This window comes from Alphaproteobacteria bacterium, from assembly GCA_005883305.1.
Classification (GTDB): domain Bacteria; phylum Pseudomonadota; class Alphaproteobacteria; order Sphingomonadales; family Sphingomonadaceae; genus Allosphingosinicella.
Map to the genome: position 1 here is coordinate 679,017 of VBAC01000001.1, position 25,432 is coordinate 704,448.

The following is a 25,432-nucleotide window of genomic DNA, read 5'->3' on the forward strand; positions in this document are numbered from 1 at the left end:
GCGCCTCAACTGCCGCTCTCGATCATCTGGATCGCCTTGGCGACGATGGTGGCGTTGAGCTGGTTGAGGTTGTGCTGATTGCTGACCGCGTTCTGGCCGGCGATGCCGTTGGCGCTGGCCATGATCTGGTAGAAGGCGGCCATCGCCTGGGCCGGCGCCTCGGCCAGCACCTTGACGTTGGTCTGGGTGATGGCGTCGGTGATCTGGGCATTGACATGTTCCGGCATGAGCGGCGGCTCCCTGGTTCAGACAGGTTCACGAGCTTAGACGCGCGGGCCGGCGGTCCGTGACGCCCTCGCGCGAACAGGCGGAAAACCAGCCGGCAAGCGCCTGGCGGAGCTTCTGCACCCGCTTGCGCGCGCCCGCCTCGCTGATCCCGAGGGACGGCGCGATCTCGCTGTAGGACCGATGCTCCAGGAAGCGCTGGACGAACAGCTCGCGCGCCTCCCCGGAAAGGCGGTCGAGCAATGCGTCGAGCGCGGCGAGGGCCTGGCTCGTCGCCAGTTGGGCGTGGACGTCGGTTCCACAGGACGGAAGCCGCCAGCTGTCGGCTTCCGAGTGAACGTCGACGGTCCTGTCGTAGAGCAGCGCGCCGCGGCGCGCCTGGCGATATTCGTCGATGGCAAGATTGCGCAAGACGAGGAAATAGAGCCCGCCGACTTCCCGCAGCGGCCGGTCGTGCCTGGCGACGAAATCGAGGATCCGCGCCGTCGCCCGGGATACCAGATCCTCGCCGCGATCGCGGTCGCCCCGGAAGAACGAGGCCGCGCGCGACACGAGCGCGGGATATGATTGCGTCCAGGCGAGGCGCACCGCTTGGCGGTTTTCTTCGATGATGAGCTCGAGCGGCTTCGGCGGCGCCGTATCGCTGTCGAGAAGTTCCAGTTCGAGCATAGGCCGTTCCCGAAAAAGGGCAGGCCTATCAGTCGACAACGCGCGCGATTGTTACCGGGGTAACATGAGGCGATGAAAAACCGTACGAAGGAGGGGCGGAGTTTCTATCATAATCGGTACAAAACAAGACGCTGGACAAAAAGAGCGACAATATGGTTGAACTGCGCGGGGACAGGATAGGGGGAACGTGCCTGTGACTGACGATCGATTCGAATTCATCTCAACCATGCGGCGGAGCGCACTGTTTTCGTCCATGTCGGACTCCGAAATGAAGTCAGTATTCTTCCAGTCGAAAAAATTTTAATAAAGGCGATGTCGTCCAGTCTTTCGGCGCGGCCGCGAGGACGATCCTCCTCGTCCATTCTGGCTGGCTGATACAGCGCCTCATCCATCATGACGGAAACGAATTGATCGTTTCGTTTCGCGGGCCGGGAGAGATAGCCGGTCTGCCCGAATCTGTCATGTCCTTGCCGGCGGAAAGGGAGACGCTGGCCGGGGACGATGGAAGCGCGCTCTCGATCCCGTGGCGATCTCTCGCCGAGGTCGCCGGCGCGGACCTTTGGGCGCGGATCGCCCGAGCGCTCGCGGAGGAGCAGCGGGAGCTGCTGCGCAAGCTCGAATCGGTGTCCTTCCACTCGCTCGAGGCGCGGGTCGCGGTCTTTCTGCTCGACATGCAGCGGCTCGAGCGGCGGACGCCGTCGCTGAGGATGAGCCAGGCGACCATCGCCCAGGCGGTCGGGGCGAGCCGGCCGAAGGTGAACAGGTGCCTGAAGGCGTTCGCGCGGCGCGGCGCGATCGCCTATCGCGGCGGCGAGCTGCCCAGCGTGCAGGACCGTGCCGCGTTGATCCGACTGATTTAGGAATCGAGGTTGCGGTCCAAAAAGGGGAGTGGTCCCGGCGAAGCGGCGCCCCGCAAAGTCGGGCAACCTAGACCGGGATTTCGGTCGTGTACTTGACCTGCCGAAGCGCGAAGTTCGAGGCCGCGTTGGCGACGCTGGGGTGGGCGAGGACGCCCTGGCGGATGAAGCGGTCGTAATCGGCGACGTCGCGCACGGCAATGCGCAGCAGATAGTCCCACTCGCCCGACATGGCGTAGCATTCGACGATCTCCTCGCGCGAGCCGATGAACGCCTCGAACTCGGCGCGGGCGTCGACCGTCTGGCGGTGCATCCGGACCTGGCACATGACGTTGACCGCGCGGCCGAGGCGTGCGGGGTCGGCGAGGCGGACCGAGGGGCCGAGCACGCCCGCTTTTTCGAGCGCGCGGACCCGGCGCCAGACCGAGGCCGCGGAGGCGCCGACGGTCTCGGCGAGGGCGGCGTGGCTGAGGCTCGCGTCGCGCTGAAGGGCGCGAACGATCCGCCGGTCTATCGGGTCGAGATGGGCTTCTTCATTCATGATCTGCACATATCATGAAACGCATGTTTCACGAAAGGGCGATATCGCGGCGAGATTGATAAGCCTTTGCGCGGGTGTTCGACTAGGAATAGAGCAAATCTCCAAGACAGGCGCTGCACATGGAACAGGGGTTCATCTTGAGCGACAAGCCTTTGCTGCTGGACCGGCTCGAGGCGCAGCCGGCGGATTCGCTGATCGCCCTGATCGCCCTGGCCGAGGCCGATCCGCGGCAGACCAAGATCGACGTCGGAGTCGGCGTCTATCGCGACGCCGCCGGCGGCACGCCGATCCTGAAGTGCGTCAAGGCGGCCGAGAAGATCCTGTGGGAGACCCAAGGCACCAAGGCCTATATCGGCAGCCAGGGCGACGCGCGCTTCACCGACCTGATCAAGCCGATCGTGTTCGGCGACAGCCTCGCGGCGGATGACCGCATTATCGGCCTGCAGACTCCGGGCGGATGCGGCGCGCTGAGGCTCGGGGCGGAGCTGATCGCCAAAGCGAGCCCGGGCGCTCGGATCTTCGTCGGCGAGCCGACCTGGCCCAACCACCAGCCCTTGATCGCCTCGGCGGGCGTCGAAATGGTGCCCTATTCCTATTACACCAAGGGCCGCGCCGGCATTCACTTCGACGCGATGATGGACGCGCTGGAGGGCGCGGAACGGGGCGACCTCGTGCTGCTCCACGGCTGCTGCCACAATCCCACCGGCGCGGACCTCGACCTCGACCAGTGGAAAGCGGTCGCGGAGCTGATCGCGCGGCGCGGGCTCGTGCCGTTCGTGGACATCGCCTATCAGGGCTTCGGGGACGGGATCGAGGCCGACGCGGGCGGCACGCGGCTGGTGGTCGAGGCGGCGGAGCAGGCTTTGGTCGCGCAGAGCTGCGACAAGAATTTCTCCTGCTATCGCGACCGGCTCGGAAACCTCTTCGTCAAGGGATCGAGCGCGAAGGCGGCCGAGGTGGCGTTCGGCAATTTGATGGGGCTCGCGCGCACCTCCTGGTCGATGCCGCCGGACCATCCCGCCGCGGTGGCGCGGATCATCCTCGACGATGCCGAGCTGCGGGCGCTGTGGGTTTCGGAAGTCGATAATATGGGTAGCCGCATTCGCGAGCTTCGCGCCCGCCTCGCCGCGTCCGATCCGCGGCTTGCCTATATCGAGGGGCAGAAGGGCATGTTCTCGATGCTTCCGCTCAGCGGCGAGCAGGTGCTCGACCTGAGGCGCGAGCACGGCATCTACATGGCGCCGTCGGGCCGGTTCAACGTGGTCGGGCTCTCGGACGACAATGTCGACCGCTTCGCCGCCGCTGTGGTGGAGGCGCTCGCATGACCGACCTTCGCGAGCCAAAAAAGGCCGGGTTCAAGGCCGACGCCGGAGAGGAGGACTTGAGCTGGCGCGACGTCGCCTATCATGTCCAGGTCAGCCGCGAGATGGACCGGATCGAGGAGGAGGAGCTCGTTCCCGGCGGCAAGCTTCGCTATCAGTTCAGCGCGCGCGGCCACGACATGGCGCAGGTCATGCTGGGCCTCAAGCTCACCCACCGCCACGACGCCGCCTGCGGCTATTATCGCTCGCGTCCTTTGCTGCTCGCGCTCGGCGTCGACCCGGCCGATGCGCTGGGTTCCGGCATGGCGCGGGCCGGCGGCTATTCGGACGGGCGCGACATCGGCGCGGTGTTCAACTACCCCAATCCGAACGGCGCCCCCGCGCTGCCGATGTGCGGCGGAGTCGGCGCGCAATATACGCCGACCGCCGGCTGGGCGCAGGCGATCACTTACTATCGCGACGTGCTCGGCGATCCGTCCTACGAGGGCGCGATGGGCGTGGTGCTCGGCGGCGACGCGAGCGTCGCGACCAACGGCTTCTGGTCGGCGCTGACGATCGCCACCACGCAGAAGCTGCCGATGCTGTTCTACGTCGAGGACAATCAATACGGAATCTCGGTGCCCTCGCGCTTCCAGACGCCGGGGGGGGACATCGCGAAGAACCTCGAAAGCTTCACCGGGCTTCACGTCCTCTCCGGCGACGGCACCGAACCGCAAGAAGCCGCGCGGCTGATCGGCGAGGCGATGGCGCATGTGCGGGGAGGGAAGGGGCCTGCGCTGCTTCGGCTCACCGTGCCTCGGCTCCAGGGGCACAGCTTCCAGGACACCCAGGCCTATAAGGACGAGGCGTTCGTCAAATCCGAATGGGCGCGCGACCCGCTGCCCAGGCTTCGCGCCCTGGTCGGCGAGGATATCTGGGAGGAGACCGGGCGCGAAGCCCGCGCTGCGGTGGCCGAAGCACTGGCCGAGGCCGATGCGCGCCCCGTGGCCGAGCCGGAGACCGTCACGTCCCATGTCTTCTACGACGGGGAGATGCAGCTTCAGGGCGGGCAGTGGACCAAGGGCTATGCAGCGCCGGATTCGACCGAGGCGCCGCGGCCGCAGGGCCAGCGGATCAACATGGTCACCGCGATCCGCAAGGTGCTGGACCAGGAATTGGAGCTGAACCCGCGCCTGCTTTTGTTCGGCGAGGATATCGGGCCCAAGGGCGGAGTCCACGCGGTGACTCTCGGGCTCCAGGAGAAATATGGCGAGGCGCGGGTGTTCGACACCAGCCTTTCGGAAGAAGGCATCGTCGGCCGCGCGGTGGGCATGGCGCTCGCCGGGCTGATGCCGGTGCCCGAGATCCAGTTCCGCAAATATGCCGAGCCCGCGCTCGAGCAGATCAACGATTGCGGGACGATGCGCTGGCGCACCAACAACCGCTTCGCCGCGCCGATGGTGCTGCGCTGCCCGATCGGCTTCTTCAAGTGCGGCGATCCCTGGCACAGCCAGACCAACGAGGTGCAGTTCGTCCACAATCCGGGCTGGCTGGTGGCCGCGCCGTCCAACGCCGAGGACGCGGTTGGCCTGCTGCGCTCGGCGCTGCGCGGCAACGATCCGACCGTCTTCTTCGAGCACCGCGCGATGCTCGACGACGTGTGGGCGCGGCGACCCTGGCCCGGCGACGATTACGTGCTGCCGTTCGGGCGGGCGAAGAAGACGAAGGCGGGCGATTCGATCACCATCGTCACCTGGGGCGCGATGGTGCCGCGCTGCGAGGCGGCGGCCGAAGGCGTTTCCGCCGATGTGATCGATTTGCGCACGCTGATGCCGTGGGACCGCGAAACGGTGCTGGAATCGGTGCGGCGGACTCGCCGCTGCCTGATCGTCCACGAGGATCTGCGCTCGGGCGGCTTCGGCGCGGAGATCGCCGCGGTGGTCGCCGACGAGGCGTTCCTCGATCTCGACGCCCCGGTCGCGCGGGTGACGATGCCCGACATTCCGAGCCCGCATAATCCGGTGCTGATGGAATGGGCCTTGCCGACGGTCGAAACGATCCGGGCGAAAATCGACGAGCTGGTGGGGTTTTGACGTGATCGACGTCGTCGTTCCGGAAGAGCAGGAAGGCACCAAGGCGGTCGTGCGCGCCTGGCTCAAGCAGGTCGGGGACCGGGTCGAGGTCAACGATCCGCTGGTCGAGCTGGAGACCGACAAGGTGGCGATGGAGGTTCCGGCGCCGGCGGCCGGGGTGCTTCGGGAGATCTTGCTGCACTCGGATGAGGATGCGGTGCCGGGCGCGGTGCTCGGGCGGATTGCGCCGGTGGCTGAGGTGGGCACAGAGGAATCCGTTCGTGTCGAGCGAAGTCGAGACACCCCTTCGAGCTTAGCCGAGAACAGGGGCCTCGGCTTCGCTCGGCAGGGTCCCTCGACTTCGCTCGGGACGAACGGGTTTGGAGGCGCACGCGAAACGAGGGAAACCCGCCTGTCCCCTTCGGTGAAACGCGCCGTGCTTCAGCACGACATCGATCCCTCGCGCATCGAAGGCACCGGTCGCAATGGCCGCATCACGCGCGCCGACGTCGACCGCGCGGTGGAGGAGGCGACAAAGATCGGCCAGCCGGTCGAGGGCGTGATCCCCGCTACCACGGGCGATCCCTCGACTACGCTCGGGACAGGCATCCGCTCCCATTTCCTCCCCCACGACCGCATGCGCCTCGCCATCGCCGAGAACATGCAGCGGTCGGTGACGGAGGCGCCGCACGTCACCGCGGTGTTCGAGGCGGATTTCTCAGCGATCATCGCCCATCGCGAGAAGCATAAGGCGGCGTTCGCGAAGAAGGGCGTGAAGCTGACCTACACCGCCTATCTCGTCGCCGCGGCGGCGGAGGCGATGAAGGCCGCGCCGGCGATCAACAGCCGCTGGCATTCGGACAGGCTGGAGCTTTACGACGACATCAACATCGGCGTCGGTACGGCGCTCGGAACCAAGGGGCTGATCGTTCCCGTGGTCCGCAAGGTGCAGCAGCTCAACCTCAAGGGCATCGCGGCCCAGCTCGACGAGCTGATCGAGAAGGCGCGGGCGGAGAAGCTGACCGGCGCCGACATCAAGGGCGGTACCTTCACCATCTCCAACCACGGAGTCTCGGGCTCGCTGTTCGCCGCGCCGATCATCATCAACCAGCCGCAATCGGCGATCCTCGGCGTCGGCAAGCTGGAGAAGCGAGTCGTCGTTCGCGAGGTGGGCGGCGTCGACACCATCCAGATCCGGCCGATGGCTTATGTCAGCCTGACGATCGATCACAGGGTGGTCGACGGTCACCAGACCAACGCCTGGCTGACACGCTTCGTCGAGCTGCTGGAGGGTTGGCCGGCGGATTGATTCCCCTCCCGGAAAGGGAGGGGTTAGGGGTGGGTGCGCGAAGCGCGTCTATGCTATGTTGCTATCGTGAAACGCCGCATCGAGAAGCGCCTCACGGATCGCGCCCGCGCATTGCGGCGGGAGGCGACGCCGCAGGAACGGGCGATCTGGAATCTTCTCTCGCGTTACCGGCCTAAGTTCACGCGGCAGCTTTCCATCCCGCCTTATACGGCTGATCTTGCGTGTCGGCGGGCGCGGCTGATCGTCGAGATCGATGGGAGCCAGCACGTCGATTCCGAGAGCGACCCGGTCCGCACGGAGTTTCTTGAGCGCGACGGCTGGACCATCATTCGCTTCTGGAACAGCGAAGTGGATGAGAATGCCGATGGGGTGGCGGAGACGATCTTGCTGAAGGCCGCCGAGTGCCTCGGCGGCACCCACTCCCAACCCCTCCCTTCCAGGGAGGGGAGAGTTAGGAAGCCCCGCCTGCGTTGACTCGCGCGGCGGTCCTGCTGAAGGCCGCCGAGTGCCTCGGCGGGACCCACCCCCGGCCCCTCCCTTCCAGGGAGGGGAGAGTTAGGAAGCCCCGCCTGCGTTGACCCGCGCGGCCGCTCGCCCCGCTTTGCGCAGGAAATTCCGGGGACGCGCGCCGGGAACAGTCTCGCCGCCGCTCGGTTTGGGCGGTCATGGCCGGCGATCCCATCGAACTGGACGAGCGCGAAGAGCGGGAGGTGGAGGAGCGCAGCCCGCCCGAGGCCCGGATCGTCCACGCGGCGGTCGCTCGGCAGGGGGAGGACGAGCTCGACCGGCCGGTCGGCTCGCTCTTCTGGTCGGGAATCGCCGCCGGCTTCGCGATCATGGCGTCGCTCTGGGCGCAGGCGGCGCTTCATCGGCAGCTTCCGGACGCGCCGTGGCGCGAGGCGGTGGCGGCCCTCGGCTACGTGCTCGGCTTCATGATCGTCATCCTCGGCCGGATGCAATTGTTCACCGAGCATACGATGGTCGCCGTGCTGCCGCTGGCGCGGGCGCCGAATTTCGCCAATTTCCGGCGAGTCGCCCGGCTGTGGGCGGCGGTGCTCGCCGGAAACCTGATCGGCGCGGCGGCCATCGCCGCTCTGGCCGCCTTCGGCCACATCCAGAGCGAGGAATTGCTCCATGCGATGGTCGAGGTCTCGGCCAAGCTGCTCGAGAAGAGTCCCGGAGCGCTGCTGCTGCAGGGAATTCCGGCCGGCTTCCTGATTGCCTCGATCGCCTGGATCCGCTCCGCCGCCGACGATTCCGGCTTCTGGATCGTCCTGGCGCTCACCTATCCGATCGCATTGTGCGGCTTCACCCACGTCATCGCCGGCGCCGCCGAGGCCTTCCTGCTGCTGTGGACCGGGGCCGCGGGGATCGGCTGGGTCGCGGGCGGATTCCTGGTCCCCGCTTTCATCGGCAACGTCATCGGCGGCACCGGGCTGTTCGCACTGCTGGCGCACGCGCAGGTGAAGGAGGAAATCTAGCCGCCGCTCATTCGACCGCGCTCTGCGGCCTCGGCTCGAGGTCGATCTCGTAGAGATGGGCCCAATTCTTGCCGGTGACGAAGATGCGGTCACCGGCCGGATCGTAGGCGATGCCGTTGAGGACATTGTCCTCGTCGCCGGCATTCTCGGCGGCGAGCGGGCGCAGATCGACGATTCCGGTGACGTTGCCCGTCGCCGGATCGATTCGGGCGATGTAGCCGGTGTGCCAGATATTGGCCCAGATTTCGCCGTTCACCCATTCGAGCTCGTTGAGCGCTGTGACCGGACGGCCGCGGACCGTGACGGTGATTCGGCGGCGTTCGGATAGCGTCGCCGGATCGAGGAAGCGCAGGTCCGCGGTGCCGTCGCTCATGATGATGTCGGCGTCGTTGCGGGTGAGGCCCCAGCCTTCGCCGCGATAGTGCCATTCGCCGATCTGCCGCAGCGTGCGCCGGTCCCAGCGGAAGCCGATCCCGCCCTGCCAGGTGATCGAGACGATCTGGTCGCCCCAGTCGACGATCCCCTCGCCGAAATTGCCCGGCGGGATCGGAACCGATTGCAGCACATGTCCGTCGGCGATGCGGACTCGGCGGATCGTCGAGCGGCCTTCCAGCCCGGTGCTCTCGTAGAATATGCCGCCCAAGTAGACGAGGCCCTGGGTGAAGGCCTGCGGATCGTGCGGATAGGTCGCGACGACCCGGTAGCCGTACACGGTCGGCGTGGCCGGCGCCGGAATGGTCGGGGCGGCCGCCGGCTGGAACGCGAGGAGCAGGGCGAAGAGCGCGTGAATCATGGCAGGTTCATCGTCATCAGCTCGTAGGTCGCCACAATCTCGTCCTTCTGGTTGAACACGTAGACCGCCCAGCGCACCTCGCCCTTTTCCTCGTCGCGGATGGACGTGGACTTAACAATGAGCTCCACGCGCATGGAATCGCCGGGATAAAGCGGGGTGAGGAAGCGCAGGGTTTCGAGGCCGGTATTGGCGAGGACCGGGCCGGGGGCGGGATCGACGAACAGGCCCGCGGCGAAGGAGAGGATGAGATAGCCGTGGGCGACCCTGCCGCCGAAGATCGGCGAGGCTTTCGCCGCTTCCTCGTCCATGTGGGCGTAGAAATTGTCTCCGGTGAAGGCGGCGAAATGCTCGATATCCTCGAGCGTGACGGTGCGGCTCGCGGTCTTCAGCGTGTAGCCGATTTCGAGCTCGGAGATGCGCTTGCGAAAAGGGTGGACGTCGCCTTCCACTTTCTCCGCGCCGGGGAGCCATTGGCCGATTACCGCCGACAGCACGTCCGGCCCACCCTGGAGCGCGGTGCGCTGCATGTAGTGCTTCACGCCGCGAACGCCGCCCATCTCCTCGCCGCCCCCGGCGCGGCCGGGGCCGCCGTGGACGAGGACGGGGAGAGGGGAGCCGTGGCCTGTCGATTCCTTCGCGCTGGTGCGGTCGAGGATCACCATCCGGCCGTGATAGGCGCCGGCGCCGAGGACGAATTCTTCGGCCACCTTGTGGTCGAAGGTGAACAAGGAGAGCGCGAGGCTGCCCATGCCGCGATTGGCGAGCGCGACGGCGTCGTCGAGGTCGCGATAGGGCATGATCGTCGAGACCGGGCCGAACGGCTCGACGTCGTGGATCGCGGGGCTGCCCCAGGGATCGTCGGAGCGCAGCAGGATCGGCTCGATGAAGGCGCCGTTGCCGGCGACGGGGGAGCGCGAGGGATCGCCCGAGACCACCCGGGCCGACCTGGCCAGCTCGGCGACCGCCTCGCGGACGGAGAGCAATTGCTCGCGGCCGGCGAGGGCGCCCATCGTCGTCGCCTCGTCGCGCGGGTCGCCGATCTTCACCTTGGCGAGGCGGGCGGAGAGCGCTTCCTGGACGGCGTCGAGATGCCGCGCGGGCGCCATGGCGCGGCGGATGGCGGTGCATTTCTGGCCTGCCTTGACCGTCATCTCGCGCGCGACCTCCTTGACGAACAGGTCGAATTCCGGGGTGCCGGGCGAAGCGTCGGGGCCGAGAATCGAGGCGTTCAACGAGTCGCGCTCGGCGACGAAGCGGACGCTCTCGCGGGCGATCACCGGGTGCGACTGGAGCTTCATCGCCGTCGCCGCCGAGCCGGTGAAGCTGACCACGTCCTGCAGCGTCAGGTGGTCGAGCAGGTCGCCGGTGGAGCCCATGATCAGCTGCAGCGCCCCCTTGGGGAGGATGCCGGAGTCGATCATGATCCGGACGCAGGCTTCGGTGAGGTAGCCGGTGGAGGAGGCGGGCTTGACGATCGCGGGGACGCCCGCGAGCAAGGTGGGGCCGAGCTTCTCGAGCATTCCCCAGACCGGGAAGTTGAACGCGTTGATGTGGACGGCGACGCCCTGCAGCGGCGTGTAGACGTGCTGGCCGACGAAGCTGCCGCCGCGCGAGAGGGGCTCCATCGCGCCGTCGATCAGCACCCGGCCGTTGGGCAGCTCGCGCCGGCCCTTGGAGGAGAAGGAGAAGAGCGTTCCCGCGCCGCCCTCGATGTCGATCCAGCCGTCGGTCCGGGTCGCGCCGGTGGCGTAGCTGAGCTCGTACAATTCCTCCTTGCGGGCCATGATCGCGTTGGCGAGGTCCTTCAGCAGCCAGGCGCGCTGGTGGAAGGTGAGGGCGCGCAGAGCCGGACCGCCGACCTTGCGGGCATGATCGAGCATCGCGGCGAAATCGATCCCGCCGCTGCCGGTCTCGGCGATCACCTCGCCGGTCACCGCGCTGTGGACGGGGGCGAGGGAGCCGTCGCCGGCGATCCAGCGGTCGGCGGCGTAGTTGAGGAGCTTCATGGTCTTCATGCGAATCTCCCTGCCTCCAAAAGGAGCGAGATTCCAGCTTTCGCTGGAATGACGGGTGGGCCTAAGGATCGCGGATGGACGAAACGCCGCACCTGACCCTGGCCGAGATCGAAGAGACCCGCGACATGATCGCGCCCTATGTCGTCCGCACGCCCGTGCACGACTGGCGCGGGCGGGAGATCGAGGGGCTGCTTCCGCCGGCAACTCGGGTCAACCTCAAGCTCGAGCTGTTCCAGCAGAGCGGCACGTTCAAGGCGCGCGGGGCGATTTCGAACATCCTGCGCCTCACGCCCGAGGAGCGGGCGCGAGGGATTTGCGCGGTCAGCGCGGGCAACCACGCGATCGCCGCCGCTTATGCCGCGAAGGCGGCCGGGACGAGCGCCAAGGTGGTGATGATGGGCTCGGCCAATCCGGCGCGGGTCGAGGCGTGCCGGGCGCTCGGCGCCGAGGTGGTCGTCGCGCCCGACGGCAAGACCGCGTTCGAGATGGTCGAGGCGATCGCTAAGGGCGAGGGCCGCGCCTTCATCCACCCGTTCGAGGGGCCGTACACCGCGCTCGGCACGGCGACTCTGGGGCTGGAGTGGCTCGAGCAGGTTCCCGATCTCGACGCCGCGATCATCGCCATCGGCGGCGGCGGGCTGGCCGGCGGCGCCTCGGCGGCGATTTCGGAGTCGAGCCGACCGGATCGGACACGATGACCCGCAGCTTCGCCCAAGGGTCGCCGATCGGCCACGCCGAGGTGAAGACGATCGCCGACAGCCTCGCGCCGCCTTTCGCCCTGCCCTACAGCTACGGCCTGTGCCGGGCGAATTTGGACGACATCGTGCTGGTCGACGACGACTCGATGCGCGCGGCGATGGCCCTGCTGTTCCGCGAGATGAAGCTTGCGGTCGAGCCCGCCGCCGCGGCGGCGACGGCGGCGCTGCTGGGGCCATTACGCGAGCGGCTCGCGGGCAAGAAGGTCGGAGTCCTCGTTTGCGGCTCGAACATCGATTTCGACACGTTCGAAAGGCATATCCGGCAGGCGCCGTAGGGCGGACGCCCGCTCAGGCGGGCTTGGGGCCGGGATCGATCCTGAGCCGGGCGAGGCGCTCCTCGACCGCGCTGATGATCATCTTTTGCATGCCGTCCTCTCGCGCGGCTCGGAGGTTCGCGAAGCGGATCGCCTCGGCGAGCGGCTCGGTGACGATCGAGAGGACCTCGCGCTCGTCCTTGTTGTAGCGGTTGCCGTCGCTGCGCGGGCCGATCAGAAGGACTCCGACGGGCCCGTCCACATCCTCCAGCGGAAGGCTCAGGGGAAAGCGCGGGTCGTCCTCGTCGAGCGCGCCCGGTTCCTCCAGCCTTTCCGGATCCTCGACGTCGCGCGCGGCGACCAGATCGCGGCCCGTCGGGGTCAGCGCGAGGATCGCGGCGCTGTCGGCGTGGACGCTCTCGGCGACGATCGCCAGCGCGCGCATCCCCATCTCCGCCGCAGTCTCGGTGTTGCGCCACACGGCGAGGCGCGCGGCGAGCCCGCGAAGCTTGTCGGCGTCCTTGCCGAAATGGCGCCTGGTCCAGCCGAGCACGACGTTCTGGGTCGGCGCGAACACTCCGGCGGCGAGCATCGCGCTCATCGTCGTCGCCACGGTGGCGTTCTCCTCGCCCATCATCCGGGCGACCAGCTCCTTGACCAAATCCGTGCTCGCCGCCCAGACGATGCCGACGATCACCGTGACGATGGCGTAGGCGGCGGAGCGGCTGATCACCGTGTCCGCCTCCCACAGGCGGAAGCGGATCAGCGAGATCATGACGCCCAGCGGCATCAAAGCGAAGCCGAGGCTGAAGATGCACACGGTGACGAGGTTGAGCGCGGAGCGGGCCGGCGAGGCGTCCGGCGGCAATATCGCGACGAGGATCATCGCCACGCCGATCAGGAGGAGGCCGGCGGCGAAGCCGAAGGCGGCCCATTTGATCTGCTGGCGCTCGATCCCAGGCTCGAGCCGCCTGTAGCGCAGCGGCATGGCGAGCAGCAGCGCCAGCGGGATGAGCAGGCCGGCCACGATCTGCAGGCCTTCGTTGACGCCCGGCAGGGAGACGAGCACGGCGAGCGGCAGGGCGGCCAGCGGAATCCAGCGCAGCCAGCCGGGCATGAATCGGCCGTCGGGAAAGGCTGCGAGCGCGACCACCAGAAGATACCACCAGGCGCTGGAGAGGACGTCGTTCAGCGCCGTCAGCCCGATTGCCATCCACATCAAAAGCGGCGGATCGATCGTCGCCGCCATGCCGAGGAAGGCGAAGGACATCAGCATCGCCACCGGATCGCGCGGCCGGCGGATGAACAGCATCACGGCGCAGGCGAGCAAGGTGACGCAGCCGAGCGCGGAGAAGAGGAATCGAATCGCCATCCGCGTGTCGCGCGGGATCGGCTGGCGCGCCGCCTCCTGGCGGACGTGGATCGGCGAGCGGGTGAGATCATAGTCCGCGACGCGGCCCTCGGGAGACTGGATCCGCACGCGGACGACCGGCCCCGGAGCGGCGCGGATGATGTCGGCGAGGGCGTCCACCCTGATGCCGGCGGGAACCGGGCGGCCCTCGACGGCGAGAATCCGGCTGCCCTCCTTGATGCCCTGCCGCGCGCTCTCGTCGCCGACCGGGGCTCCGAGCGTGACCGATCCGTCATATTCGATCTGGTCGCTGAGCCCGAGATCCTCGAACACCGGGTTGGTCTCGTAGGTGTCGTGGAGCACGTAGCCCGCGCCCGCGACGTCGGCGAGGACGGCGAAGGCGAAGGTCAGCAGCCAGAGCGGGCGAACCCAGGCGCTCCAGCGGTCGGGAATCGCCGACAGCCGCGCCGGGATCGATCCGGACTTTGTCTGGCCGTGCATCCGGCGCCATTCCCCCGCTTTGAAATGTCGGCCAAGTTTAGCAAATCGAACGGGATTCGCCACTCCTTGCGGCACGGGCGGCCCGGCTCCTCGCCTCTTCGTAGGCCGGAGCCCCGTTCGGTGCTATAGGGCCTGCGATGAGCAACACGGCGAAGCCTTCGCCCGCGCCGCAATCCGGCGATGAGGAGATCAGCGTCCGGCTCGCCTTCGAATCCGCGGGTGCGAACGATATCGATCAGTGGGTGCAATGGCTTGCCGGCGCCGGCCTGTCGGTCCTCGGATCGAGCCATCGCGGGATCGACCTTCGCGGCACGGTGGCGAAGATCGAATCGGCGCTGAAGACCAAGATCGACCTCAGCCAGGGCGCGCTGCCCTCGATCGGCGACATCGGCCGCAAGGTGGGATCGGCGAAGGGCAGCCCGGTCGCCTACGTGCCGCAAAAGCCCCATCACTTTCCCTGAACGCAATTTCGCGGAGCGCATTGGAGGCAAAAATCATGTCGGTCACCGTCAGGTTCGTCCCGAAGAGCCGCGATCGCAGCACGCCCTTGGGGCTGCTGGCCGCTCTTTCCCCGGAATCGGCGGCGCTGATCGTCAAGCCGACCAGGCCGAACATGATCGAGGCGCAAAGCCGGCTGGCGAGCGGCGGGGTCCAGACCATTCCATCCGAGCTCAACCGCTTTTCGGCCGAGCTCACGCCCGAGGATTTCATGCAGCTGTTCGCGTCGCCCGTGGCGGATTCGGTCGCCTCGATGGTCGAGGCGAGCGTCGGGGAGCCGGAGCCGCTGATGGTCAAGCGCGGCTCCGCGCTGCCGGTGCCGCCGGCGCTCGCCGACGTGATCGACTTCGCCTACGTGCCGCAGGAGATCGAATATCACGCGACGCTGGCGATCCCGCCGCTCGTCCCGATCTATCACCTGCGCGTCGGCGACGTGGCGCTGGCGCTCAACGCGCCGCGCTGCCACGCCCAGGGGTGGACCGGCCAGGGCGTCAAGGTGGCGATGACCGACACCGGATTCTGGCCGCATCCCTATTTCGTCCGCAACGGCTTCAACCTGATGCCGACCCAATCGGCCGGATCGGGGCCCGCCGATGTCGATACCAGCGGCCACGGCACCGGCGAATCGGCGAACATCTTCGCGATGGCGCCGCGCTGCACGGTGTTCGGCGTAAAGCACGGCAACAGCGCGGCCGGCTCGCTCGAGGCGGCGATCGCGCTCAAGCCGCAGATCATCACCAATTCCTGGGGCTGGAGCATCGACAAGCAGAGCCGCGACGCGTTCAAGGCGGCGCCCTACGACATCGCCTATGCCGAGATGGTCGATCTGGAAAGCGTGATCGGCCAGGCGGTCGATGCCGGCATCTGCGTGATCTTTTCCGCCGGCAACGGCCATTTCTCCTTCCCCGGGGCGCTCCCCAAGGTGATCTCGGCCGGCGGCGTGACGGTCAACGAGGACGGCAGCCTGGAAGCCTCGAGCTATGCCAGCAGCTTCGCCAGCAAGCTTTATCCGGGCCGGGCGGCGCCGGACATTTGCGGCATCGTCGGGCGCTCGATGACGGCGCCGATGGCGGGGCACATCATGCTTCCCGTGCCCCCGACCAGCGAACTCGACGGCGAGAATTTCGGCGCCGCGCCCAAGGGCGCCGGATGGGGCGTCTTTTCCGGCACCTCGGCGGCGGCGCCCCAGGTGGCCGGGCTGGTCGCCTTGATGAAGCAGATCAAGCCGGGGCTGGCGCCCGATCAGATCCGATCGGTGCTGACCGCGACCGCCACCGACATCGTCAAGGGCACGACCGCGCACAACAAGAAGGCCAAGGCGGGCCCCGATCTCGCCACCGGCGCCGGGCTGGTCGACGCGATGAAGGCGTGCGGGTACATCTGAGCCGCGAGCATCGCCTCGTCGTGCGGCCGATGGCCGTGACGGCCCTCAGGCGGCCCAGCGCATCTCCAGCCGGTCCCAGATTTCGACGAGGGCCCGGGCGAGGTCGAGCATCATCTGTTCGCTATGGGCGGGGCCGGGGGTGAAGCGCAGCCGCTCCGTCCCGCGCGGAACCGTGGGATAGTTTATCGGCTGAACGTAGATGCCGTATTCGGCGAGCAGGATGTCGCTGATCTTCTTGGTCTTGACCGGATCGCCGACCAGCAGCGGCACGATGTGCGTCACCGAGGGCATGACCGGAAGGCGGGCCGCGGCGAAGACGTCCTTGAGCCGCGCGGCGCGCGCCTGCTGCGCCTCGCGCTCGGCGCTCGACGCCTTGAGGTGGCGGACGCTCGCCAGCGCGCCGGCGACGAGCACCGGGGAGAGCGAGGTGGTGAAGATGAAGCCGGGCGCGTAGCTGCGCACGACGTCGACGATGTTGCGGTCGGCCGCGATATAGCCGCCCATCACGCCGAACGCCTTGCCGAGCGTTCCTTCGATGATCGTCAGGCGGTGGGCGAGGCCCTCGCGCTCGGAAATGCCGCCGCCCCGCGCGCCGTACATGCCGACCGCATGGACCTCGTCGAGATAGGTCAGCGCCTCGTATTTGTCGGCGAGGTCGCAGATCTCGGCGATCGGCGCCACGTCGCCGTCCATCGAATAGACGCTCTCGAACGCGATCAGCTTGGGCGCGTCGGCGGGCGCGGCGGCGAGCAGCTCCTCGAGATGGGCGAGGTCGTTATGGCGGAAGACCTGCTTCTCGCAGCCCGAATTGCGGATTCCGGCGATCATCGAGGCGTGGTTGAGGGCGTCGGAAAAGACGATGCAGCCCGGCAGCAGCTTGCCGATCGTCGCCAGGGTCGCCTCGTTCGAGATGTAGCCCGAGGTGAAGAGAAGCGCGGCTTCCTTGCCGTGGAGGTCGGCGAGCTCGGCCTCGAGCTCGATATGATAATGGCTGTTGCCGGAGATGTTGCGCGTGCCGCCCGAGCCCGCGCCGACGTCGTGAAGCGCTTCCTCCATCGCCGCGATCACGTCGGCGTGCTGGCCCATGGCGAGATAGTCGTTCGAGCACCACACGGTGATCGGCTTCGGCCCGTTATGGCCGGCGAAGCAGCGGGCGTTGGGGAAGGAGCCCTTGTTGCGCAGGATGTCGATGAACACGCGGTAGCGGCCCTCGGCGTGAAGCCGCTCGATCGCCTCCGCGAAGATACGCTGATAGTCCAAGATTCGCTTCCCCGGCTCTGCCGGCCTCCAATAGCGGATCGGGGCCCTTTAAGGCCAGCGTGAAATGCCCGCAACCGCTCCGGTCAGAGCCGTTCGATTCGGGCAAGCCCGTAGCCGGCGAGGCCGCGGCGATAGACCTCTCCGCCCGGGCCGGTGAACACGGCTACGTCCCCCGCCGGAAGGCCGTCGCAGGCGAAATCGCGCGCCAGCCACCGGGCGCGGCGGGCGATTCCCCGATTGCCGTCGACGAAGGCGATCGGGCGCGGCGCGGCGGCGAGGAGCTCCTCGCGGACGAGCGGAAAATGGGTGCAGGCGAGGACCACCGTGTCGATCCTGTCCCCGCCCGGCAGCGAGAGCAGGCCGCCCAGGATCCGGGCGTAAGCGGAGGGATCGCCGGCTTCGCCGCGAAGCTTCGCTTCGGCCAGCTCGACCAGCTCGGCCGATCCGTGGCGGACGACCGCGCAGTCGGCGGCGAACTCGGCCGCCAGCCGGTCGACATAAGGCTGGACGATCGTCGCCTCGGTGCCGAGCACGCCGATCGCCCGGGTCTTCGACAGCGCGGCGGCCGGCTTGATCGCCGGCACCGTTCCGACCACCGGAAGGTCGAGCGCCGCGCGAACCGCTTCGAGCGCGATGGTCGAGGCGGTGTTGCAGGCGATGACGATCAAAGCCGGATCGTAGTGTTCGGCGAGGCGGCCGAGCAATCCGGGCAGGCGCTCGGCGATCTGTGTCGGGCTCTTGGTGCCGTAGGGAAAGCCGGCGCTGTCGGCTGCGTAGACGATCGGCGCCGAAGGGAGCGCCTTGCGGATCTCGGCAAGCACGGAAAGCCCGCCGACCCCTGAATCGAAAATGAGCAAGGGGCCGGCCATGGGGGCCGTGTAGCGGGAAAAGCATCCGTTTCAACTTCTCCGCTCATCCTGAGGAGGGACTGAGCTTGGCGAAGGCCCGTCTCGAAGGACCGTCCTTCGAGACGCCGTTTCGACAGGCTCAACGGCTCCTCAGGATGAGCGGATTATCTCACGCCGTCGGGCGAAAGGGGCGAACTGCCTTGACGCAATTTGTTGCGGCCCCGCCGCGGCTTGCGCTAGCTTGGCGCCCAAGGGGGGATGTTCGTGACCGCCGAAATCTACGTGCCGCCTTTGCTTTGCCTGGCTCTCGGCTACGCGCTCGGATCGGTCCCGTTCGGCCTGCTGCTGACTCGCGCCGCCGGCCTCGGCGACGTGCGCGCGATCGGCTCCGGCAATATCGGCGCGACCAACGTGCTTCGCACCGGCCGCAAGGGCCTCGCCGCGGCGACCCTGCTGCTCGACGCGGCCAAGGGAGCGGCGGCGGTGCTGGCCGCCGCCTGGCTGTGGCCCGATCAGCCGCAATTCCCCGCCATCGCGGCGATCGGCGCCTTCCTCGGGCACCTCTACCCCGTCTGGCTGCGCTTCCTGGGCGGCAAGGGCGTGGCGACGCTGATGGGGATCGTCGCCGCTTTGCACTGGCCGTGCGGCGTGGTCGTCGCCCTGGTCTGGCTCGCCGCCTTCGCGCTCGCCCGCTATTCGTCGCTCGCCGGCATGGCCGCGGCGATCGCGGCGCCGGTCTCGGCGGTGGCGACGGGCCGGTTCGACCTTGCCTTGACCTTCCTCGGCTTCGCCGCGCTGATCCTGTGGAAGCACCGCGCGAACATCGCGCGCCTCGCCGCGGGCACCGAGCCGCGGGTCGGCGCCAGGGCCGACGCCTGAATGGGAGCGCCGGCCGACCAGGTCGCGCGGCTGCGCCTGATTCGCTCCGAGAATATCGGCCCCGTCACCTATTTCCAGCTGCTCGCGCGGTTCGGCTCGGCGCAGTCGGCGATCGACGCGATCCCCGATCTCGCCGCGCGCGGCGGCGGGCGCGCGCCGAGGCTCGCCGCCAGAGCGGAGATCGAGCGCGAGATGGAGCGGGTGGAGCGGCTGGGCGCGCGCTACCTTTTCCTCGGCCAAGGCGGTTATCCGGCCTTGCTCGCCGAGCTGGAGACGGCGCCCCCCGCCCTCGTCGCCAAGGGGGACACGGCGCTGCTCGACAGGATGGCCATCGCCGTGGTCGGCGCGCGCAACGCCTCGGCGGCCGCGTGCCGCTTCGCCCGCCAGCTCGCTTTCGATCTCGGCGCCGCCGGCGCGGTAATCGTCTCGGGGCTGGCGCGCGGGATCGATTCGGCGGCGCACGACGGCGCGCTCGACAGCGGCACCGTCGCGGTCATCGCCGGCGGAATCGACGTCGTCTATCCGCCCGAAAACGCGGCGCGCCAGGAAGCCATCGCCGAGCGCGGCCTTCTCCTCGCCGAGCAGCCGCCCGGCACCGAGCCGCGCGCCCGCCATTTCCCCTACCGCAACCGGATCATCGCCGGGCTTGCGCACGGAACGGTGGTGGTCGAGGCCGCGCCCAAGTCAGGCTCGCTGATCACCGCCCGGCTCGCCGCGGAGGCGGGGCGCGAGGTGATGGCCGTGCCCGGCTCGCCGCTCGATCCCCGGGCGCAGGGCTGCAACCAGCTGATCCGCGAAGGCGCGACCCTGGTTCAGAACGCCGCGGATGTGCTCGAGGCGGTCAATCCGATGAGTGTCCGGCCGCTGCGCCAGCCCGATCGCGATTTTGCCGCCGCGGGTCCCGGTCCCGACGCCGACCAGACCGCGCGCCGCGCCGTCTCCGGCCTGCTGGGACCGACCCCGGTCCTCATCGACGAACTGGTCCGCCAGTCGGCGCTTCCGCCCGCGACGGTCCAGACCGTTCTGCTCGAGCTCGAGCTGGCGGGCCGGCTGGAGCGCCACGCCGGAGGCCGTGTGAGCCTCGCCTGAGGCGCCGCCCGCTCCAGCCTCCAGCTGCTAGGGCGTTCTCGCCGCCGACGCGGCGGTCCTGTTCATATCCTCAAGCGTGAGCGCCAGGCGCGATCCCCAATCGCCTTCCATCTGCTGATTGAGGGCGCTCCACTTGCGGGAGATTTCGGCGATCGCGGCCGAAGTGGGCGGATCCGGCAGCTCGAAATGAACCTCGTTGTAGAGGGCGAAGAGCGCCGTCCTCTTGCGATAATACCAATTGGCGCGGTCCTGGAGCTTCAGCCTGCCGACCACGATCGCGCACATGGCCGGAATCAAGGCCAACACGCCGACAATGACGCTATCGACCTGCAGGAACGCGAGGATTCCCGCCATCACGCTGGCGCCGCTGCCGATCAGGGCGAGCGAGAAGGTGGCCAGATAATTGCGCCTTCCGGCGCTGCCGAGAACGTGGATCGCCTTATCCAGGTCGACGGCGAGCCTGTCGCGGCGTTCCTCGGCTTCCTTGGACATGTTTTCCCCTCCCGGCCCTTCTTCATAATCCAGTTGCGGGCCGAGAGCCAACCTCGCGCGGCGGGGGACGGGCCTTGACGCGCTCAACCGCCGCTTCCCATCCTCGTACGCGTACGCGTAAGGAACAAGAAACCCCATGAAGCTCGTCGTCGTCGAATCGCCCGCCAAGGCGAAAACCATCGAGAAGTATCTGGGCACGGGCTATCGGGTCCTGGCCTCCTACGGCCATGTCCGCGATCTTCCGCCGAAGGATGGGTCGGTCGATCCCGACGACGGCTTCGCCATGCAGTGGGAAACCTATCCCGACAAGGCGCGGCAATTGAAGGCGATCGCCGACGAGGCGAAGGGCGCCGAGTCGCTGATCCTCGCCACCGACCCCGACCGCGAGGGCGAGGCGATCTCTTGGCACGTGCAGGAGGTGCTGGCGAAGAAGAAGGCGCTCCCCGCCCATGTCGAGCGGGTGACGTTCAACGCGATCACCAAATCCGCCGTGCTGGAGGCGATGGCCAACCCTCGCGCGCTCGACGAGGACCTGATCGACGCCTACCGGGCGCGCCGGGCGCTCGATTATCTGGTCGGCTTCACGCTCTCGCCGGTGCTCTGGCGCAAGCTTCCGGGAGCCAAGTCGGCCGGCCGGGTCCAGTCGGTCGCGCTCAGGCTGGTGGTCGACCGCGAGCGCGAGATCGAGCTGTTCCGCGCGCAGGAATATTGGAGCGTCACCGCCCGGCTCGAGGCCGACGGCACCGAGTTCGCCGCCCGGCTGGTGCGCTACAATGGCGACAAGATAGACCGGCTGACGATCGGCGACGAAGGCACGGCGCTCGCCGCCAAGAAGGCGGTGGAGGAGGGGCGTTTCTCGGTCGTCTCGGTCGAGACCAGGCCGCTCACCCGCAATCCGCCGCCGCCCTTCACCACCTCGACCCTGCAGCAGGAGGCGGCGCGCAAGCTCGGCTTCTCGGCGAGCCAGACGATGCGCGTGGCACAAGGGCTCTATGAGGACGGATCGATCACCTACATGCGGACCGACGGCGTGCAGATGGCGGGTGAGGCGATCTCGGCGGCGCGCAAGGCCGTCGCCGATCGCTACGACGCCGGCTACGTGCCGGACAAGCCGCGCCACTACGAAACCAAGGCCAAGAATGCCCAGGAGGCGCACGAGGCGATCCGCCCGACCGATTTCTCGCGCGACCGCGCGGGCTCCGGCGACCATGCGCGGCTCTACGAGCTGATCTGGAAGCGCGCGCTGGCGAGCCAGATGGCCTCGGCGCGGCTGGAGCGCACGACCGCGGAGCTCGCCGACGGCACCGGTCAGCATGGTCTGCGCGCCACCGGCCAGGTCGTGCTCTTCCCCGGCTTCCTGGCGCTTTACGAAGAGGGCAGGGACGACGCGGAGGACGAGGATTCGCGCCGCCTGCCGCGCCTCAGGGAAGGCGATTCGCCGGCCAGGAAGGGCGTCGAGGCGGAGCAGCACTTCACCCAGCCGCCGCCGCGTTATTCCGAAGCGAGCCTGGTCAAGCGGATGGAGGAGCTCGGCATCGGCCGCCCCTCGACCTATGCCGCGACGCTTCAGACGCTGAAGGACCGCGACTATGTCCGGCTCGAGAAGAACCGCTTCATCCCGGAGGAGAGCGGGCGGCTTTTGACCGCTTTCCTCGAGCGCTTCTTCGAACGCTACGTCTCCTACGATTTCACCGCCCATTTGGAGGACGAGCTCGACGACGTTTCCGGCGGGCGGATGGGCTGGCAGGCGGTGCTCGAGGAATTCTGGCGCGACTTCAAGCCGAAGACCGGCGAGGTGATGGAGCAGAAGCCCTCCGAGATCACCGCCGCGCTCGACGATTTCCTCGCCCCCTGGCTGTTCCCGGACAAGGGCGACGGATCGGACGCGCGGCTCTGTCCGGCCTGCGGCGAGGGGCGGCTCGGCCTTCGCGGCGGCAAGTTCGGGGCCTTCGTCGCCTGCTCCAACTATCCCGACTGCAAGTTCACCCGCCGCTTCGGCCAGGCCGGGGAAGGGGGCGAGGATGCCGGGCCTCAGGTGCTCGGCCAGGATCCGGAAACCGGCCAGGACGTGACCCTGCGTTCCGGCCGCTTCGGGCCTTATTTCCAGCTCGGCGAGGGCAAGGAGGCCAAGCGCGCCTCGGTGCCGAAGGACGTCGAGGCCGATTTCGAAATGGCGCTCCGCCTGCTCGCCCTCCCGCGCACCGTCGGCGACCATCCGGAGAGCGGCAAGCCGATCACCGCGAGCATCGGCCGCTACGGGCCCTATCTCGCCCATGACGGCAAATACGCCAAGCTCGCCTCGACCGCCGAGGTGTTCGAGGTCGGCATGAACGCCGCCGTTGCCAGGCTTGCCGACGCTGCGAGCGGGGGCGGGCGCCGGGCGGGCTCGCGCGAGCCGCTGAAGCTGCTCGGCCCGCATCCGCGCACCGAGGCGGAGATCAAGCTGATGGAGGGGCGCTTCGGCCCCTACGTCACCGACGGAACGACCAACGCCACTCTGCCCAAGTCGCTGGCGCCGGATCAGCTGACGCTGGAGGAGGCGGCGCAATTGATCGATGAGCGCGCCGCCAAGGGTCGGCCGCCGAAAAAGGGCCGGGCCCGCAAGGCGCCGGCGAAGAAAAAGGGAGCCAAATGATCGTTACCGCTGCACTGGCGCTCGCGCTCGCGGCACAGGAACCGCCCGCGCCTGCGCCCAACCCGGCCAATGCCGATTACCATTTCCGCTATCTCAATCATCTCGATCCGGCGGCGGGCTGGCACCGGACGCTGAGCGGGCTCCGCTGGCGCAAGGTCAGCGGCCCGGGCACCGGCCGCCATCCCGCGGTCACCGACACGGTCACCATCCACTATGTCGGCCGCTTCATCGACGGCACCGAGTTCGACAGCTCGGTCGCCCGGAACGAGCCCGCCACCTTCCCGCTGAACCGCCTGATCCGCGGCTGGCAGGAGGGCGTGCCGATGATGGGCGTCGGCGACCGCTACGAGTTCGCCATCCCCTACAACCTCGCCTACGGCTACGAGGGGCGCGGGCCGATTCCGGGCGGCGCGACCCTGCTCTTCACCATCGACCTCATCGCCATCGCTCCGCCGGGTGACACGCCGGCGAGCTGATCGTGGTTGACGGCGCGTTTACGATGCCCGGTCCGGCTCTGTTTACCGTGCCGCCGGTAAAAGCGTCTTATGCGAACCGGGAGGCTAAGCATCAGCCGCGGGCACCAGCTGGAGGGAACGCCGGAGACGGTCTCGCCCCGGCTGAGGCTCGTGCAGCAGCCGGCGGAGGCTTCGCCAAAGCGCGAGCCCGCACCGATCCCCCAGCGGGCCCAAATGCTACCGGGGTCTCCGCCGGTTTCGCCCGATTATTTCGCCGTGCACGACCGCCTGACCGCGCTTGAGCGCCTCACCCGCCTGCACGAATCCCAATTCCTCTCGGCTGAGGAGTTCGCCGCGGAGAAGGCGCTGATCCTGGCGCTTCCCGCCGACGAGATCCTGCTCTGCGAGCCCGCGCCCGCCCGCTCCGAGCGCGAACCTCATGCGCGCGGCCCATCGCTGATCGGGCGGATTCTGGGCTGGAAGTTCCTGCTCTTCAGCCTCTCCGCGGGACTGGCTTTCTCCTATGCCGCCCAGCCCGGCATGACCGCGCGCTTCCTCGACCAGTCGCTCCGCGCGCTCGGCGTCTAGCCCCCGCAGCCCCGGCAGGCCGGATCCTTCACGATCCTGAGCGTGCGCATCGAAGGCGCGAGGCCGTCGAAGACGTGGAGCTTGCCCGCCGGATCCTGGCCGAAGCCCGTCACGGCGCGGATCGCCTCCAGCGCGGCGAAGCTTCCGGCGACGCCGGTCATCGCGCCGAGCACGCCAAGTTCCGAGCAGGTGTCGCAATCCTCGTTGTCGAAAGCGTCGCCGACGAAGCAGCGATAGCAGGGCTTGTCGGCCTCCCAGCCGCGGAACGTGCCGACCTGCGCCTGGAACTGGCCGATCGCCGCCGAGACGAGCGGGATTCGCGCACGCGTGCAATGATCGGAGACCGCGAGGCGGGTCGCGAAATTGTCGCTGCCGTCGAGCACAACGTCGGCGCCGTCGAGCAGATCGGCGACGTTTTCCGCGGAGAGTCGGGCGCCGCGGGCGTCGAAGGCCACGTCCGGGTTGCGCGCCGCGACCGCTTCCGCGGCGACGGCTATCTTCGCCCGGCCCACGTCGCCGCTCGCGAACAGCACCTGCCGCTGCAGATTGTCGAGGCTCACCATATCGTCGTCGACCACCCTCAGCCTGCCGACGCCGGCCGCCGCGAGATAGAGGATCGCCGGAGCGCCGATTCCGCCCGCGCCGACGACGGCGACGGTCGCCGACAGCAGCCGCCGCTGCCCCGCGCCGCCAATCTCGCTGAGAACGATGTGGCGGGCGTAGCGATCGAGCTGCGCGTCGGTAAGGCTCAAGCGGGGGTCGCTATTCCCGGAAATAGGAGAAAGCGATCTCGCCGCGGAACCAGCCTTCCTGCTCGCCTCCCTCGGGGCGGAAGATGCGGGTTTCGACCATGCGCCGCACCTCTTGCGCGAGCAGGCCGTCGGCGCGGGTGCAGCCGACCGGCCTGATCACCACACGCTCGGCCAAGCCCTGGGCGTCGAACTTGGTAAGGAAGGGGACGCTCATCGAGATTCGGCCCGGACGCTGCCCGGGGATGTTGCATTCGCCGCTGTCGACCAGCCCGATCATGGCGGTGACGACGTCGGTATCGATCGTCGCGCTGCCGCGGGGATGCATCTGCGGGACGTTGCTCCAGTCGCCGCTTCCCGTCTCGAGGGTCGGCGCGGCCGCTGCGGCGCCCGCGACGAACAGGCTCGCCAAAATCAAATGCTTCATG

23 protein-coding genes and 1 pseudogene are annotated in these 25,432 nt (G+C 68.3%); 13 read left to right on the forward strand and 11 right to left on the reverse strand.

Annotated features, from left to right (window positions below; translation table 11 throughout):
• Nucleotides 1-5 precede the first annotated feature (5 nt).
• Complete coding sequence (locus E6G92_03345) at nt 6-227, reverse strand: RebB like protein (GenBank protein TMJ18874.1); 222 nt, start codon at nt 225-227, stop codon at nt 6-8.
• Nucleotides 228-255: 28 nt separating this feature from the next.
• The gene (locus E6G92_03350; GenBank protein TMJ18875.1) at nt 256-894 is read right to left on the reverse strand and encodes a sigma-70 family RNA polymerase sigma factor; all 639 of its coding nucleotides are present in this window, start codon (nt 892-894) and stop codon (nt 256-258) included.
• A 461-nt stretch (nt 895-1,355) separates the two neighbouring features.
• Between E6G92_03350 and E6G92_03355 the strand changes: the two genes are divergently transcribed.
• Nucleotides 1,356-1,754 carry a winged helix-turn-helix domain-containing protein gene (locus tag E6G92_03355; GenBank protein ID TMJ18876.1) on the forward strand — a complete coding sequence of 133 codons (399 nt, stop codon included), beginning with the start codon at nt 1,356-1,358 and terminating at the stop codon, nt 1,752-1,754.
• A gap of 67 nt (nt 1,755-1,821) precedes the next feature.
• Here E6G92_03355 and E6G92_03360 read toward each other — a convergent pair whose 3' ends face one another.
• Nucleotides 1,822-2,292: an Lrp/AsnC family transcriptional regulator gene (locus tag E6G92_03360; GenBank protein TMJ18877.1), complete on the reverse strand. Its 471-nt coding sequence runs from the start codon at nt 2,290-2,292 to the stop codon at nt 1,822-1,824.
• Between the two features lie 119 nt (nt 2,293-2,411).
• Between E6G92_03360 and E6G92_03365 the strand changes: the two genes are divergently transcribed.
• The 5 genes from E6G92_03365 (at nt 2,412) to E6G92_03385 (ending at nt 8,455) form a co-directional block, all read left to right on the forward strand.
• Nucleotides 2,412-3,617, forward strand: coding sequence for an aspartate/tyrosine/aromatic aminotransferase (locus E6G92_03365; protein ID TMJ18878.1), 1,206 nt, complete (start codon nt 2,412-2,414; stop codon nt 3,615-3,617).
• Complete coding sequence (locus E6G92_03370) at nt 3,614-5,686, forward strand: pyruvate dehydrogenase (protein ID TMJ18879.1); 2,073 nt, start codon at nt 3,614-3,616, stop codon at nt 5,684-5,686. Before E6G92_03365 ends, E6G92_03370 begins: the two co-directional genes overlap by 4 nt.
• Before the next feature lies 1 nt (nt 5,687).
• Nucleotides 5,688-6,974, forward strand: coding sequence for a dihydrolipoamide succinyltransferase (locus E6G92_03375; protein TMJ18880.1), 1,287 nt, complete (start codon nt 5,688-5,690; stop codon nt 6,972-6,974).
• A 78-nt stretch (nt 6,975-7,052) separates the two neighbouring features.
• A complete protein-coding gene (locus E6G92_03380; GenBank protein TMJ20685.1) occupies nt 7,053-7,448 on the forward strand; it encodes a DUF559 domain-containing protein in 396 nt (131 codons plus the stop codon).
• Between the two features lie 191 nt (nt 7,449-7,639).
• Nucleotides 7,640-8,455: a formate/nitrite transporter family protein gene (locus E6G92_03385; GenBank protein ID TMJ18881.1), complete on the forward strand. Its 816-nt coding sequence runs from the start codon at nt 7,640-7,642 to the stop codon at nt 8,453-8,455.
• 7 nt (nt 8,456-8,462) lie between these two features.
• Here the strand turns inward: E6G92_03385 and E6G92_03390 are convergent, their stop codons facing one another.
• Complete coding sequence (locus E6G92_03390; protein ID TMJ18882.1) at nt 8,463-9,248, reverse strand: glutaminyl-peptide cyclotransferase; 786 nt, start codon at nt 9,246-9,248, stop codon at nt 8,463-8,465.
• Nucleotides 9,245-11,263 (reverse strand): phenylacetic acid degradation bifunctional protein PaaZ, encoded by a 2,019-nt coding sequence (paaZ, locus tag E6G92_03395; GenBank protein ID TMJ18883.1) that lies wholly within the window; start codon nt 11,261-11,263, stop codon nt 9,245-9,247. The genes E6G92_03390 and paaZ overlap by 4 nt, the downstream gene beginning before the upstream one ends.
• A 74-nt stretch (nt 11,264-11,337) precedes the next feature.
• Between paaZ and E6G92_03400 the strand changes: the two are divergent.
• Nucleotides 11,338-12,296 (forward strand): annotated as a pseudogene (locus E6G92_03400) (pyridoxal-phosphate dependent enzyme).
• Nucleotides 12,297-12,309: 13 nt separating this feature from the next.
• Here the strand turns inward: E6G92_03400 and E6G92_03405 are convergent.
• The gene (locus E6G92_03405) at nt 12,310-14,127 is read right to left on the reverse strand and encodes a hypothetical protein (GenBank protein ID TMJ18884.1); all 1,818 of its coding nucleotides are present in this window, start codon (nt 14,125-14,127) and stop codon (nt 12,310-12,312) included.
• A gap of 247 nt (nt 14,128-14,374) precedes the next feature.
• Between E6G92_03405 and E6G92_03410 the strand changes: the two genes are divergently transcribed.
• On the forward strand, nt 14,375-16,009 hold the full coding sequence (locus E6G92_03410) for a serine protease (GenBank protein TMJ18885.1): 1,635 nt from the start codon (nt 14,375-14,377) through the stop codon (nt 16,007-16,009).
• A gap of 45 nt (nt 16,010-16,054) precedes the next feature.
• Here E6G92_03410 and hemA read toward each other — a convergent pair whose 3' ends face one another.
• On the reverse strand, nt 16,055-17,269 hold the full coding sequence (gene hemA / locus E6G92_03415) for a 5-aminolevulinate synthase (GenBank protein TMJ18886.1): 1,215 nt from the start codon (nt 17,267-17,269) through the stop codon (nt 16,055-16,057).
• Nucleotides 17,270-17,352: 83 nt separating this feature from the next.
• The gene (locus E6G92_03420; protein TMJ18887.1) at nt 17,353-18,138 is read right to left on the reverse strand and encodes a glutamate racemase; all 786 of its coding nucleotides are present in this window, start codon (nt 18,136-18,138) and stop codon (nt 17,353-17,355) included.
• 237 nt (nt 18,139-18,375) lie between these two features.
• Here E6G92_03420 and plsY point away from each other — a divergent pair, with 237 nt between their 5' ends.
• Complete coding sequence (gene plsY, locus E6G92_03425) at nt 18,376-18,996, forward strand: glycerol-3-phosphate 1-O-acyltransferase PlsY (protein ID TMJ18888.1); 621 nt, start codon at nt 18,376-18,378, stop codon at nt 18,994-18,996.
• Nucleotides 18,997-20,085, forward strand: coding sequence for a DNA-protecting protein DprA (gene dprA, locus E6G92_03430; GenBank protein TMJ18889.1), 1,089 nt, complete (start codon nt 18,997-18,999; stop codon nt 20,083-20,085). It abuts the gene before it with no gap.
• 27 nt (nt 20,086-20,112) lie between these two features.
• Here dprA and E6G92_03435 read toward each other — a convergent pair whose 3' ends face one another.
• Nucleotides 20,113-20,757, reverse strand: a complete 645-nt coding sequence (locus E6G92_03435) for a hypothetical protein (protein ID TMJ18890.1) — start codon at nt 20,755-20,757, stop codon at nt 20,113-20,115.
• On the opposite strand from E6G92_03435, the gene topA reads away from it, so the two are divergent.
• From topA to E6G92_03450, 3 genes are all read left to right on the forward strand, one after another.
• Nucleotides 20,714-23,212 (forward strand): type I DNA topoisomerase, encoded by a 2,499-nt coding sequence (topA, locus tag E6G92_03440; protein TMJ18891.1) that lies wholly within the window; start codon nt 20,714-20,716, stop codon nt 23,210-23,212. The genes E6G92_03435 and topA overlap by 44 nt on opposite strands.
• Complete coding sequence (locus tag E6G92_03445; GenBank protein ID TMJ18892.1) at nt 23,209-23,688, forward strand: FKBP-type peptidyl-prolyl cis-trans isomerase; 480 nt, start codon at nt 23,209-23,211, stop codon at nt 23,686-23,688. The genes topA and E6G92_03445 overlap by 4 nt, the downstream gene beginning before the upstream one ends.
• Before the next feature lie 255 nt (nt 23,689-23,943).
• Nucleotides 23,944-24,255 carry a hypothetical protein gene (locus E6G92_03450; GenBank protein ID TMJ18893.1) on the forward strand — a complete coding sequence of 104 codons (312 nt, stop codon included), beginning with the start codon at nt 23,944-23,946 and terminating at the stop codon, nt 24,253-24,255.
• On the opposite strand, the gene E6G92_03455 is transcribed toward E6G92_03450, so the two are convergent.
• Nucleotides 24,252-25,007 carry a HesA/MoeB/ThiF family protein gene (locus tag E6G92_03455; protein ID TMJ18894.1) on the reverse strand — a complete coding sequence of 252 codons (756 nt, stop codon included), beginning with the start codon at nt 25,005-25,007 and terminating at the stop codon, nt 24,252-24,254. The two genes, E6G92_03450 and E6G92_03455, sit on opposite strands and share 4 nt — an antisense overlap.
• Before the next feature lie 10 nt (nt 25,008-25,017).
• Entirely contained in the window at nt 25,018-25,431 is a 414-nt protein-coding gene (locus E6G92_03460; protein TMJ18895.1) for a hypothetical protein, read from the reverse strand.
• Nucleotide 25,432 lies beyond the last annotated feature (1 nt).